Raw genomic sequence first — 12,632 nt, 5'->3', positions numbered from 1 at the left:
ATGGACACATGCCTATTTAGAGGCCGGCACCCTCGATCATGAAGAACCCGGAATGTGGCAGAGCTGGAACAGCGCATCGACTCTCGTTGCATGCCTCCTGACTACGATTCAATCAGAACACGCCACGTCAAGTAGAGGAGCGACATGAAACTCAGACAAAGAGCCGCCGCCACTGGTCTGGCAGTATCGGTTATGTTCGGTGCAGGTTTGGTGACGGCAACGGCTGCCCAGGCGAAGGTCTCACATCAATACCTGGACAACTCCGTTTTTGTATCGGCAACGACGTTCGCAGAGTGCAACAAAGAAGTGAACAAAATTGCGAAGGAAGCGCGTTTGGCCGGTCTCCGGCCTGTCATAGGCGAGTGCGAAAGCATGCCTCAGGCGCCGAAGGACAAGCGCTGGTTTGGAAGCGTGGATTATTACAAGAGTTGAGGGCAAGCATGGACGCTGGCGGCTAACCGCATCCAGCTAGAAGTTCGCGTGTTCGAGCACCTAGCCGTCAAGCAATCGCCGAGGGGGGAACATCACTCGATGTTCCCCCTCGGATTTCGTTGCTCAGACGAAGAGCGTCCTAAGGATCTCGCAAGCGGCGTGAACACCGTTCAAACAGAATCCCCGGAACGCCCGCCCGGCAGCGAAGAAATCTTTGGCCGAGACTCTCAGATACTGGTCCGAGAGTCTCTTGAGGATGGCGGCTTCCGGTCGGGTGCGAATGGTCAGTCCTCGGAGGTGTCGCCTGCGGCTTCGGCTTTCTTCTGTTTGCGGTATTCCTTGAAGAAGCTGAGGGCGAAGATGCCGACGATGAGGGCCAAGGTCAACCACAGTGCGTATTTGTCGATGACCTTGAGGATGTCGACGGCGGCTTCGCCGAGCTGATAGCCCAGGAACGTCCAGATGAGAGTGAAGAGGAGGCAGCCGAGGAGGTCGGCGACGAGGAACAGCGACAGACGCATCCGCGTCCACCCGGCGACGAGGTAGACGAGCGTGCCGGGGATTCCCGGGCAGCGGGCGATCAGCGTCATGAGGAACAGGGCCCAGCTCGGGATCTTCTTCAGCTGGTTGATGCGTTTGAGCTGTCGCCCGTTCTGCGCGAAGAGCCGGAGCACACCGTCACCCCAGCGGCGACCTGCCAGCCAGAACGCCCAATCGAGTTTGGCCATGCCGACGAAGCCTGCGACGATGACCAGCCACAGCGGAATCTCACCGACCCGGGCATAGGCGGCGGCAGCGACGACCGAGGTCTTCGCGCCGTTGATGAATTCCTGGACGACCGGGGCATGGACGAGCATCCACGGTCGCAGCGGCATGAGGCCGAGGTAGATGAGCGGGACGCCGATGATGATGAACAGCAGCAGTTTGTCGATGCCGGCCGCCTTGCCCTGCCACGGTTTGATCGCCGCCCACGGATTCTCCTTGGGCTCGGCCTCGGAGCCGGACTCTGCCTCGTCGCGGTCCGCGCGATCGTCGCTCATCGGTGGGCTCCTGCGGGTCGTCGGGGCGGTCGGCGCTTACGGTATCACAGGCGTCCGAACATCCCGCTTAAGAAGACTCTCATCGCCTCCGGCTCGACTTTGCCGCAGGCCTTGGGCAATGTGGTCGTTATGGGTGGACGATCGAAGATCCTCGGCTGGGTTGTGGCTGGTCTCGTCATCATGCTCGCACTGCTGACCGTCCTCATCGTGCGCAATACCGCCCAATCCGAACCGCCGGATCTCAGCCCGGTGGAAGTCACGCCCGAACCGACGGAGACCTCCGAGCCGACGAAGCCCGATCCAGACGCCGACAGCTCTGCCGAGGCAGACTCCGGTGGCAGCGCCACCGACGGCCGCACATCGGACGGCAGAGAGTCCGGAGATGCGGACCCGCAGGAGATCGAGCACTCGTACGAACCGGTGCCCAACCCGCCTCGCGAAGTCCCCGACGACGATGATGACGGGGACGACGACGCCGACGATGACGGCGACGACGGGGACGACGACGATGACGGGGACGACGATGACGACTGAGCGTCGCGTCGGGCTGACCGTTCAGAACCGGCTGACCATCACCGTCGCCGCGCTGTCCGTACTCACACTCTCCATCGTCGGCCTCATCCTCTACACCGTGGAGTCGAACAACGTCTCCAGCCGGACCACTGCCTCGATGTCCCAAGAGGTCGACGAGATGCGGACGTTCTCCGAGAACGGAATCGATCCGCAGACCGGCAGACCATTCGCCTCCGTCGATGAGATCCTCGGCAATTTCCTCGCCCAGAACAGGCCGGACGAGGACGAGGTGCTCTTCGCCTTCCTCACCGACGGCAGAGTGCTCTATCAGGGCGAACCGAAGGACCTCCTCGGCAGTTCGAGCGCGTTCGAGAAGGCCGTGGCCGGTGCGGCCGAGAAAGGCGGGGAGATCCGCCTGACCGTCGGCGACGTCGAGTACGAAGGCTTCGTCCTGCCCATCACCGGCGCCGAGGCGGGAGCCGCCACGACCACGGACACCCAGACCGCGCCCACCGATTCGACGACCCGGACGAAGGGCGTCGGCGAAGTCGCGGGCGGAACGGCCGCGACGAACGGGGCGGGAGCCTTCGTCGTCGTCCACAACGTCTCGGCCAGCCACGCCGACCTCGTGCAGATCATGCAGATCTATGTCGTCGTCGCGCTCGCCGCCACCCTGCTCATCGCCGGTCTCTCCTCACTACTGGCGCGACGGCTGCTGTCACCGGTGACCGAGCTGAGGCGGACCGCACAGTCGATCTCGGGCGGTGACCTCAGCAGTCGCCTGAAGACGAAGGGCCATGACGATATTGCCGAACTCGGGCACACCTTCAATGACATGCTCGACCGTCTCGAGGCGGCTTTCGAAGCTCAGCGGCGGTTCCTCGACGATGTCGGGCATGAGTTGCGCACCCCGCTGACCATCCTCGGCGGTCATCTGGAGACGATGAACGCGGAGGACGTCAGCGATGTCGAGGAGACTCGGGCGATGCTGCTCGATGAGACGGATCGGATGGGCCGCCTCGTCGAAGAGCTGCTCCTGCTGGCCCGTGCCCGACGCCCTGATTTCGTGCGTTTCGCCGAGGTGGATCTCACTGTGGTCGTGTCCGATTCCCTGGCGAAGGCCAAAGGACTGGGAGATCGGGAGTGGGGCCTCGAGGTGCCCGAAACGCTGAGTTTCCACGGAGACAGACAGCGCCTGACACAGGCGCTTCTCCAGCTGGCGTCCAATGCCGTCGAGCACACCGAGGACGGTCAGGTGATCGTCTTCGGTGCCCGTGACGACTCCGAATCCGTGCACATCTGGGTCCGCGACGAAGGCAAGGGTGTGCCCGACGAGATCGCCGAGGACATCTTCGACCGTTTCTGCCGCGGGTCGACCGACGGGGCCGGCTTCGGGCTGGGGTTGTCAATTATTTCCGCCATCGCCGAGGCGCACGGAGGGACGGTCGTCCTCGACCGGGTTTCCATCGGTGCACAGTTCCGCATGATCCTGCCGAAAGGACAGAAGTGAAGAGCATTCTCGTGATCGAGGACGAACAGCGGATCTCCGCCTTCATCTCGAAGGGCCTGACCGCCGCCGGATTCGGTCCGCAGACCGCCGCCGACGGCCTCACCGGGCGAGATCTGGCACTGGCTGGAGACTTCGCACTCGTCATCCTCGACATCGGTCTGCCCGGACTCGACGGATTCAGCGTGCTGAGACATCTGCGCGAGCGACGCCCCGAACTGCCGGTGCTCGTGCTTACCGCCAGGGACAACCCGGACGACACGATCTACGCTCTCGAGTCAGGGGCGGTCGACTATATGATCAAGCCCTTCCGGTTCGCGGAACTGCTGGCTCGGGTCCGTCTGCGGCTCAAGGAGAGTCCGCAGGAGCAGGAGGTCACGGAGCTCGTTCGCGACGAGGTGCGCATCGACCTGCTCAAGAGGCAGGTGTGGGTCAAAGACCGTCTCGTCGAGCTCTCCGCTCGGGAGCTGTCCCTGGCCGAGATCCTGCTGCGCAACCGCGGCAACGTCCTCTCCCGCGGACAGCTGCTCTCCCATGTGTGGGGATTCGACTTCGACCCCGGCTCGAACGTCGTCGACGTCTATATCGGGTACCTGCGCAAGAAGCTCGGCTCCGATTTCGTCACCACCGTGCGGGGCTTCGGATACCGCGTGGACTGAACCTAAGATCTTTCTCATCCGCATCTTAACTTCATCTTAAGCACAGCCGACAAGCTGAGATGTATGAGAAGACGCTTGAGAGTCGCACTGTTCTCCCACGACTCGCTGGGACTGGGCCACATCCGCCGCAACCGGGCTCTGGCCTTTGCGCTGGCCCGGGACCTGCCGGCACTGACCGGCCGTGAGGTCTCCGGTCTGCTCATCGCCAGCAGTCCCGAGGCCGCGCGATTCGACCTGCCGGATGGGTGGGACTGGGTGATCCTGCCCGGAGTCACTCCCACACCCGGCGGCTACGTGCCCCGGGCGCTCTCCTCCTCGATGCAGGGGCTGAGGGCACTGCGGGCGGCGGCGATCTCGGCGATCCTCGATCAGCAGCGGCCCGAGCTCTTCATCGTCGACCGGCACCCCTTCGGCATCGGCGGCGAACTCGCCGAGGCCATAGACCGGGTTCGGGGCCACGGCTGCCGCACCGTCCTCGGCCTACGCGAAGTCCTCGACACCCCGTCCGTCATCGCTGCCGAATGGGAGAAGGTCGGAGGGCCCGCACGCGTGGCCGAATCCTTCGACACAGTCTGGATCTACGGTGACCCGGACGTCTACGATCCCCGGTCCACCGGGGAAGTGCCGGCTCCGCTCGCGGCCAAGGCCGTGACCACCGGCTACCTGTCACAGGGCCGCCCCGCTGACGGCGGCCCACTGCCAGTGGGCGCCGACGCAGCGAGCGCCCAGCCGGTCGGTGCCGAAGCAGCCGACACCGCGGAGGCAGAGTTCGGTTCCGAGCGGTTCCTCCTCACCTGCCTCGGCGGGGGATCCGACGGCGGAAGCCTCGCCTCCATCGCCGTCGCCGCCGATCCGCCCGACGGCCACCGTCACCTCATCGTCACCGGTCCGCAGATGGCCACCGAGGAGTTCGACCGACTGCGTGCACGTGCTGGTGGGGCCACCACCGTCATCCGCCACTGCGACGACATCCCCGGACTCGTCGCCTCCGCCGAGGCGGTCGTGTGCATGGGCGGCTACAACACTCTGGCCGAGCTCATGGCCACCGATACCCCCGCGCTTGTCGTCCCCCGCAAGGGTCATCGGGCCGAGCAGCCCAGGCGGGCATTCGCCCTCTCCGCAGCCGGAGCGGTCGATGCCCATACGATCGAGCGCCTCGACGCCGATGTGCTCAGCGAATGGTTCGCCGACCGGGTCGGGCGACCCACAGACCGCTCCCATATCGATCTCACCGGATTGGCCACCGTTCCTCTCCTGGCGGCCGAACTCATCGCAGATGACCGCGCCGAGGCAACGGCACTCGCATCCGAACCGGCACCGACGACGGCGACCCCGCCGATCTCTGCGACCGCACCGACCGTGACCGACACAGCACCGTCCGCCCGTCTGTCCATCACTCTGGAGGAGACCAGCCATGCTGTCTGAACAGACACCAACCATTTCGACGCCGACCACGCCGACACCGGGTCCACCGGCAACCACGACCGCTCCGACGGAAAGACATCCCGGTCGCCGCGCCTATGTGCTCAAGATGTACCCGCGGTTCTCCGAGACCTTCATCGTCTCCGAGATCCTCGCCCGCGAAGCCGCCGGAGAAGACCTCGTCATCTTCTCCCTGCGCCCGAGCACGGACACCCGCTTCCACCCCGAACTCGCCCGCGTCCGCGCCGAGGTCATCCACATCGACCGACCCTCGAGTGCCCGCAGCTTCTGGCAGACCTTCGCCGAGGCCGCCTCGGAACCGCGCGTGGCCGCAGCAGTGCCGGGCCACCTCGGCGAGCTCCTGGAATTGGGCCACGATGATGCGATCCAAGCTCTCACCCTCGCCCGGTTGGCCCTCGACCACGAAGTGACGCACCTGCACGCGCACTTCGCGTCGGTGGCGACGACCGTGGCCCGGGCCGCCTCGGCGCTGACGGGGATCCCGTACTCCTTCACCACGCATGCGAAGGACATCTTCCACGAAGATGTCGTGGTCACCGATCTGGTCCGCAAGACCGCGGACGCCGACCATGTGATCGCGATCAGCGAATACAACCGCCGCTATCTGTCCACGGTGCTCGGCCCCGAGCTGGCCGACCGGATCGTCGTCGTGCGCAACGGCCTCGAAATCGATCGCTTCCCCTACCGGCCCAATCAGGGCGCGACGGGAGCGGTGCCCTCACTGCTGGCCGTCGGCCGCCTCGTCGAGAAGAAGGGATTCGCCCACCTCCTCAATGCGCTCGCCCGCCTCCGGGCCGACGGCACGAGCTGCCGTCTCGACCTCGTGGGCACCGGCCCCCTCGAGGAGGAGCTGCGGACCCAGTCCCACGCACTCGGACTCGACGACCTCGTCACCTTCCACGGAGCGCTGACCCAGGCAGAGGTCCGCGACATGCTCACCGACCACGACGTCCTCGTCTCCCCGTTCGTCATCGGCTCCGACGGCAACGCCGACGGCCTGCCCACCGTGCTGCTCGAGGGCATGGCCACCGGAATTCCCTGCGTCGCCGGGGCCGTCACCGCCGTGCCCGAGGTCATCGACCATGCCCGGACCGGGTGGCTCGTCGACGGCACCGATGAGGCGAACATCGCCTCCACCATCGCCGAGGTGGCCGCCGCCCTCCGCACGGATCCCGCCGGTATCCGTGCCGTCACCGATGCCGCCCGTAACCGGGTGTGCCGCCTGCACGACTCGGCCGTCCAGGCCGGTCAGCTCGCGAGCCTGTCCGACGCTGCGGCGGTGCCTGGGGCAGTCCCTGCCGTTCCGACCGTCCGTGAAATGGAGTCAGTGTCATGAGAATCGCCTATGTCCTCCTCGACCCCGGCATCGGAGTCTTCGGCACGAAAGGTGCCAGCGTCCACGTCCAGGAGGTCGTGCGCACCTTCCGAGCACTCGGCCATGAGGTCAGCGTCTTCTGCACCCGCACCGATGACGACGTGCCCGCCGACCTCGTCGACCTCGATGTCACCCGGCTCGAGGTGCCGCGCGGTCTCGACCGCTCCCAGCGTGAGATCGCTCTGCTGCGACTCTCCGACATGCTCGCCGACCTGGTCACGGACACGGCGGCCTCCTCGGGGCAGGGGTTCGACCTCGTCTACGAACGGTATTCTCTGTTCTCCACGGCCGGTGCCCGGATCAGCCAGCGCCTCGACGTGCCTTTGATCGTGGAGGTCAATGCGCCTCTGCTCGACGAACAGCGGACCCACCGCGGACTCGTCCACGCCGAACACGCCGCCCGTGCCACGGCGGCAAGTTTTGCCGGAGCCGCACGCATCGTGTGCGTGAGCGAACTCGTCGCCGACTGGGTCCGCACTGACTATCCCGGCCTCGACGACGTCAGCGTCGTCCCCAACGGAGTGAACACGCAACGCATCACCCCACGGTCAGATCACGGCCGCCTCGGTGGGGAAGGAACCAGGGCACCCAGCGGTGACGCGCTACGGGAGGACCGCCTCGGTGATGGGGGCCCGGAGGACCGCGGTCCGGTGCGGATCGGGTTCGTCGGCACGCTCAAACCCTGGCACGGCACGGATCGGCTCATCGCCGCCTGCGCCGGATTGGTCGGGGACTTCCGCGTCGACATCGTCGGCCACGGCCCCGAATCCGAGGCGCTCGAGAACCAGGTGCGTACGCTCGGGTTGGACGGACGTGTGCACTTCCACGGTGCCATCGCCCCCGAAGCCGTGCCGGAGGCGCTGCGAGAATTCGACATCGCGGTCGCCCCCTACCCGGCGGGGGAGAACTACTTCTCGCCACTCAAGGTCTACGAATACCTGGCCGCCGGACTGCCCGTCGTTGCATCGAGCGTCGGTGCGATCCCCGGCGTGCTCGCAGGAACCGGAGCCGCGATCCTCACCGACCCGGCCGACACCGCTGATCTCACCCGCGCCCTGCAGAGACTCATCGACGATGCTGAACTGCGCATGACGATGGGAGCACGCGCCCGCGCAGAGGCCCTGACCCGCCATTCCTGGTCCCGTCGGTGCCAACAGATCCTCGCACCGGTGACGGGAACCGCCGGCGACACAGCCGCCGGAGAAACCGCCGCCGTCGATGCCGGTGCCGCCCCCATCGAAAAGAGGATGCCGGTGTCAGGACGGCACCCCGCCTCGGCGGTGATCTCATGAGCGGCGAGAAGCTCACGGCCTCGGCGCTGCGGCGGACCCTGCGGATCATCCGTCCGCATCTGCGCCGGCACACGTGGCTGATCATCGGCGGGATGGCCGCACTGCTGGCCGACGTCGTCTTCCGCATCCTCGAACCCTGGCCGATCAAGATCGCAGTCGACGCCGTCACCGCGGCCCTGGGCGCCCAGATCGCTCCGACGTTCGGTCTCGACGCCGGAGTCGGCACGACGCTCGCGGTCGTGGCCATCGGCCTGGCCGTCATCGTCGGCGGACGGGCTGCGGCGAACTACGCCTCGACGATCTGCTTCGCTCTCGTCGGCGCACGCGTGGCCACCCAACTGCGCTCACGCGTGTTCGACCACGTCCAGTCCCTGTCGCTGCGCTACCACTCGAAGGCCTCGATCGGAGACACCTCACAACGACTCGTCGGTGACATCGGACGGCTGCAGGAGGTCGCCGTCACCGCCGGGCTGCCCCTGGTCGGCAATGTCATCACCCTCGCCGTCCTGCTCGTCGTCATGGTCATCCTCGACCCCGTGCTCAGCGCGATCGTGCTTGTCACGGCGGCGGTCTACGGACTGCTGTCGAAGGCGGCGACCCCGAAGATCACGAAGGCCTCCCGGTCCACCCGCAAGGGCGAGGGCCGACTTGTCGGATCCGCCGCCGAGGCGCTCGGTGCCATCCGCGTCGTCCAGGCCTACGGACTCGAGAAGACCGTGGCCCGCGACTTCGCCGACGGCAACGAACGCGCACTCAAAGCTGGGGTTCGGGCACGCCGTCTGGCCGCCGGGCTCGAACGCTCCACGGATGTCCTCGTCGGCATCTCGCAGGCCCTCGTTCTCGCCTTCGGCGGGTGGCAGGTGCTGCGCGGGGCGATGTCCCCGGGCGACCTCGTCCTCTTCCTCCTCTACCTCAAGATCGCGATGAAACCGCTGCGGGACATGGCCAAATACACCGGCCGGATCGCCCGCGCGGCCGCCTCGGGGGAGCGGATCGCCGACCTTCTCGACGAACCCGTCGAGATCGCCGACGCCCCCGACGCAGTGTCCATGGGCCCGGTCTGCGGCGACGTCGTCTTCAACCGCATCACCTCGGCCGACGGGCACGGCAGGCCGCTGTTCGATGAGCTGGACCTGCTCATTCCGGCTGGACAGAAGATCGGCATCCTCGGTGCCTCCGGGGCCGGCAAATCGACCCTCATGAGCTACCTGCTGCGGCTGTCTCAACCGGACTCCGGTTCGATCTACCTCGACGGCTACGACACCCACAACGTCACCCGCGCCTCCCTGCGGCAGAACGTGTCCGTCCTCCTCCAGGAGTCCGTGCTCTTCGCCGCGAGCGTGCGTGAGAACATTCGCTACGGTCGGCTCGACGCCACCGACGCCGAGGTGGTCGCCGCCGCCCGTGCGGCCCGTGCCGATGAGTTCATCCGCACCCTTCCCGAAAGCTACGACACCGAGCTTGGCAACCGCGGAGACACGCTTTCGGGCGGGCAGCGGCAGCGCCTGGCCATCGCTCGGGCGCTCGTTCGCGACGCCCCGGTCGTCGTCTTCGACGAAGCGACGACAGGGCTCGATCCGCAGACCCGCGCCGAGGTGGCCGACTCAGTGTCCGCGCTGACACAAGGCCGCACGAGCATCGTCATCAGCCACGACGTGGCGATGATCCGCGGACTCGACCGTGTGGTGTGGCTCGAGGACGGGCGGATCGTCGAGGACGGAGCGCCGACCGAGCTGGCCGCAGCTGCCGACTCGCGCTTCTCCCGGTGGATCCGCTCGCAAGCCGACGAATCCGACAGCGTGCCGGGGCCAACGGTGGGGGCGGAGCCGTCCACGGTCGCGGGACCACGTCCGTCCGAACCGCCCACCGTCGGCAGCGCCCCCACCTATGCAGGAGCCTCATCATGACCACAGCGATGTCCGACCCTGTGCACGGCCTCGTTGACACGAGGTTCGCCCTGCTGCCCTATATCGACGAACTGCGATCGGCAGAACGGCTCTCCCGACGCCTCGGCTTTGCCGTTCGACCCCGCCGGATCCGCGTCAAACCGGGGCGCAGCTCGATCGTCGCATGGCAGCGGGAGGAGCCCGGCCACCTCGGCGAGTTCGCGGATTGGGGTTTCACCGCAGTGATGACGGGTCCGGACAAGCTCGCCAATGCGCGGCGGCGGGCCGCTCGGCACGGGCAGGAGCTGATCGTCCACGAGGCTGCCGACCCGCGTTCGGCTGGCGCGACCGGTGCCGTGCTGGTCAGCGGCGGCGTGCTGGCCGACCCCAGGATCGGCAAGCATATTGCGCGCACCCTCGACCACCTCGGCGGGGATCTGCGGATCATCGGATACAACCCCGCCAGGCGGCTGCTGCTCAAGCACACCCCGGCCGATGGGGCGCCGGAAATCGTGCGGATCGCCGCCGATCCCCAGGTCCACCTCGCCGAGGCGGCCGACCGTTGGCAGCGCGCGCAGCTGCCGAGCCTGCCGGTTGAGTTCGTCGGCGGACGTGACGCCGTCACTCGTTCGCCGTGGTGGGGGACCGGTGACCTGAGCGATCGTCCGGATCCGATTGTCGCCGAAGAGGTCGGCGTGATCATCGCCGAACTGCACAGAAGCAGTGTGCCTGATACACGTGCACTGCCGGACGACGAAGGCGATCCGGGAGAATCCGCGGGCGTGCAGGCAGACACAGCTGGCGCTTTGGCAGGGGAGGACGGGCGCGTGCCCGGCTCTCCTCTCGACCAACTCGAGACCGCCAGTCGGTCGTTGGTTCGTCTGCTCCCGGAACGAGAGGCTGACATCGTCGGACTGCTCTCCGAACTGAGCCGACGCCTCGGGCCGAAGCGGGAACTGCGGGAAATCCACGGGGACCTCAGCCCCGACCAGGTGCTTCTGGCGAATTCCGAGTGTCGGATCATCGACCTCGACCGGTCCGGATACGGGCCGATCGGGATGGATCTGGGGCGATGGATCGCGGCCTGCCGCATCGATTCCCGGTTGCACGAGCTCGAGCGCCCCTTCACCGACGGCTACCGTTCCGCAGGCGGCGAAGCGACCGACCTGGGCGCATGGACGGCGTGGGCGATGCTCGTGGCCGCGCTCGAACCCTGGCGCAGCTGCTCCGCGACCTGGAGGGACGAGACGATGCGAAACATCGACCTCGCGCGCACCGCTCTGGAAGAGAATGACCCGACGACGGAGGTTGCACCATGACCGTGCCGAAGCAGATCGTGACGAATCAGATCGTGACGGAACAGTCTGCGACGAAGTGGGGCGCAGCCCTGCACATCCCCGACGCAGTCACGATCGACGGACAGGACTGGTCTGTGCGCCGAGCCTGGCCCGCAGGAGACAGTCGAATCGCGTGGGAGGCTTTTCTGCCAGGCCAGGGGTTCCGGGTCGGCTATCTCGACGAACACGGGGCGACGGTTCTCGATGCTGACCGTGACCCGAAGCTGCCGGGACTCGCCAGGCTGCTCGCAGACGGAGGCCGGCTGGTTTCCCACCGGCCGGGCAAACGCGCCGTCGTCCGCCTGCCAGACGGCAGCTTCGCCAAATGCGTGCGCGACGGAAAGGCCTCCGACGTCATCGCGGGACAGCGTCGAGCGATCGGGTTCCTTCCCGGTTTCGCCCTCCCGCAGGTGCTCAGTTCGGACTCCTCGACCGTCGTGCTCAGCGTGGTGCCCGGAGTCGAACTCCACGACCCTGCGAGGCTCGGAGCGGAGTGGTCACGCGCCTGGGCCGAGTCCCTCGACGCCTGGGCTCAGGCAGAGGCACATCCGACCAGTACCGTGGCAGCGGCTGCGCCGGAAATGCCGACCGCGATGCCGTTTCATGGGGCCGCGGACGAGGTCGAAGTGCTCCGAACATGGCGTGAACGCGCCCGTCCCCTGCTCGAGACCGCGCGGAGTGTGCGAGGGGAGACTCTGCTCGCCGACGTGGACGAACTCATCACAGAGGTCACGATCTCACTCGACGACGGGACCGCCTCGGCGAGGGACGGATCGATCGGACTCATCCACCGGGATCTGCACGATAAACAGATCATGTGGGATCCGATCTCCGGACCGGGACTGCTCGACGTCGATACGGCGAGCCGGGGCGAACGGGCACTCGACCTTGGCAACCTCCGCGCACATGCCCGGTGGCGCACCGAGCAGGGACTGTGGACCCCCGCCGAGGCGGCCGTGGTCATCGATGAGATCGCCCGGGTCGTGCCGGCGTCAGGGATCGACCCCGCCAGGGTGAGCGTGTACGAACGAGCCACCCTTATTCGGCTCGCCTGCGTCTACGCTTTCCGGCCTGCCTGGATCGACCGGATCGGGTGGCTGATCGAGGCGGCGCACGCAATGTGAGAGTGCGACACTTGAGCCTTGCGG

At 66.8% G+C, this 12,632-nt stretch carries 11 protein-coding genes; 10 read left to right on the top strand and 1 reads right to left on the bottom strand.

The features are described 5' to 3' along the window. The first annotated feature begins 144 nt into the window (after positions 1-144). Positions 145-432 carry a hypothetical protein gene (locus QYM46_RS16525; protein ID WP_169253303.1) on the top strand — a complete coding sequence of 96 codons (288 nt, stop codon included), beginning with the start codon at positions 145-147 and terminating at the stop codon, positions 430-432. A 284-nt stretch (positions 433-716) separates the two neighbouring features. Here the strand turns inward: QYM46_RS16525 and QYM46_RS16520 are convergent, their stop codons facing one another. Then, positions 717-1,472, bottom strand: coding sequence for a DedA family protein (locus tag QYM46_RS16520; RefSeq protein WP_169253302.1), 756 nt, complete (start codon positions 1,470-1,472; stop codon positions 717-719). Positions 1,473-1,601: 129 nt separating this feature from the next. Between QYM46_RS16520 and QYM46_RS16515 the strand changes: the two genes are divergently transcribed. From QYM46_RS16515 to QYM46_RS16475, 9 genes are all read left to right on the top strand, one after another. Beyond that, positions 1,602-2,006 (top strand): hypothetical protein, encoded by a 405-nt coding sequence (locus QYM46_RS16515; protein ID WP_432789834.1) that lies wholly within the window; start codon positions 1,602-1,604, stop codon positions 2,004-2,006. Continuing rightward, positions 1,954-3,495, top strand: a complete 1,542-nt coding sequence (locus tag QYM46_RS16510) for an ATP-binding protein (protein WP_432789833.1) — start codon at positions 1,954-1,956, stop codon at positions 3,493-3,495. The genes QYM46_RS16515 and QYM46_RS16510 overlap by 53 nt, the downstream gene beginning before the upstream one ends. Further along, the gene (locus tag QYM46_RS16505; protein WP_432789832.1) at positions 3,492-4,151 is read left to right on the top strand and encodes a response regulator transcription factor; all 660 of its coding nucleotides are present in this window, start codon (positions 3,492-3,494) and stop codon (positions 4,149-4,151) included. Before QYM46_RS16510 ends, QYM46_RS16505 begins: the two co-directional genes overlap by 4 nt. Before the next feature lie 63 nt (positions 4,152-4,214). Further along, positions 4,215-5,576 (top strand): glycosyltransferase family protein, encoded by a 1,362-nt coding sequence (locus tag QYM46_RS16500; RefSeq protein WP_432789831.1) that lies wholly within the window; start codon positions 4,215-4,217, stop codon positions 5,574-5,576. A gap of 106 nt (positions 5,577-5,682) precedes the next feature. Then, positions 5,683-6,930 (top strand): glycosyltransferase family 4 protein, encoded by a 1,248-nt coding sequence (locus QYM46_RS16495; RefSeq protein WP_432791755.1) that lies wholly within the window; start codon positions 5,683-5,685, stop codon positions 6,928-6,930. Next, a complete protein-coding gene (locus tag QYM46_RS16490; RefSeq protein WP_432789830.1) occupies positions 6,927-8,261 on the top strand; it encodes a glycosyltransferase family 4 protein in 1,335 nt (444 codons plus the stop codon). The genes QYM46_RS16495 and QYM46_RS16490 overlap by 4 nt, the downstream gene beginning before the upstream one ends. Beyond that, positions 8,258-10,168, top strand: coding sequence for an ABC transporter ATP-binding protein (locus QYM46_RS16485; RefSeq protein ID WP_432789829.1), 1,911 nt, complete (start codon positions 8,258-8,260; stop codon positions 10,166-10,168). The genes QYM46_RS16490 and QYM46_RS16485 overlap by 4 nt, the downstream gene beginning before the upstream one ends. Further along, on the top strand, positions 10,165-11,466 hold the full coding sequence (locus QYM46_RS16480) for a phosphotransferase family protein (protein WP_432789828.1): 1,302 nt from the start codon (positions 10,165-10,167) through the stop codon (positions 11,464-11,466). Before QYM46_RS16485 ends, QYM46_RS16480 begins: the two co-directional genes overlap by 4 nt. Next, positions 11,463-12,608, top strand: a complete 1,146-nt coding sequence (locus QYM46_RS16475; protein WP_432789827.1) for a phosphotransferase — start codon at positions 11,463-11,465, stop codon at positions 12,606-12,608. Before QYM46_RS16480 ends, QYM46_RS16475 begins: the two co-directional genes overlap by 4 nt. Positions 12,609-12,632 lie beyond the last annotated feature (24 nt).

Origin of the sequence: Brevibacterium sp. K11IcPPYGO002 (assembly GCF_050920635.1) — a bacterium.
Taxonomy (GTDB): domain Bacteria; phylum Actinomycetota; class Actinomycetes; order Actinomycetales; family Brevibacteriaceae; genus Brevibacterium.
The sequence above is the reverse complement of the archived record's forward strand: the minus strand, read 5'-3'. Positions and strand labels throughout refer to the sequence as shown.

What these genes read in the sequence shown, in the direction of transcription:
- QYM46_RS16525 (WP_169253303.1), top strand. Translation starts at nt 145, where the DNA reads ATGAAACTCAGACAAAGAGCCGCCGCCACTGGTCTGGCAGTATCGGTT.
- QYM46_RS16520 (WP_169253302.1), bottom strand. Translation starts at nt 1,472, where the DNA reads ATGAGCGACGATCGCGCGGACCGCGACGAGGCAGAGTCCGGCTCCGAG.
- QYM46_RS16515 (WP_432789834.1), top strand. Translation starts at nt 1,602, where the DNA reads ATGGGTGGACGATCGAAGATCCTCGGCTGGGTTGTGGCTGGTCTCGTC.
- QYM46_RS16510 (WP_432789833.1), top strand. Translation starts at nt 1,954, where the DNA reads ATGACGGCGACGACGGGGACGACGACGATGACGGGGACGACGATGACG.
- QYM46_RS16500 (WP_432789831.1), top strand. Translation starts at nt 4,215, where the DNA reads ATGAGAAGACGCTTGAGAGTCGCACTGTTCTCCCACGACTCGCTGGGA.
- QYM46_RS16495 (WP_432791755.1), top strand. Translation starts at nt 5,683, where the DNA reads ATGTACCCGCGGTTCTCCGAGACCTTCATCGTCTCCGAGATCCTCGCC.
- QYM46_RS16490 (WP_432789830.1), top strand. Translation starts at nt 6,927, where the DNA reads ATGAGAATCGCCTATGTCCTCCTCGACCCCGGCATCGGAGTCTTCGGC.
- QYM46_RS16485 (WP_432789829.1), top strand. Translation starts at nt 8,258, where the DNA reads ATGAGCGGCGAGAAGCTCACGGCCTCGGCGCTGCGGCGGACCCTGCGG.
- QYM46_RS16480 (WP_432789828.1), top strand. Translation starts at nt 10,165, where the DNA reads ATGACCACAGCGATGTCCGACCCTGTGCACGGCCTCGTTGACACGAGG.
- QYM46_RS16475 (WP_432789827.1), top strand. Translation starts at nt 11,463, where the DNA reads ATGACCGTGCCGAAGCAGATCGTGACGAATCAGATCGTGACGGAACAG.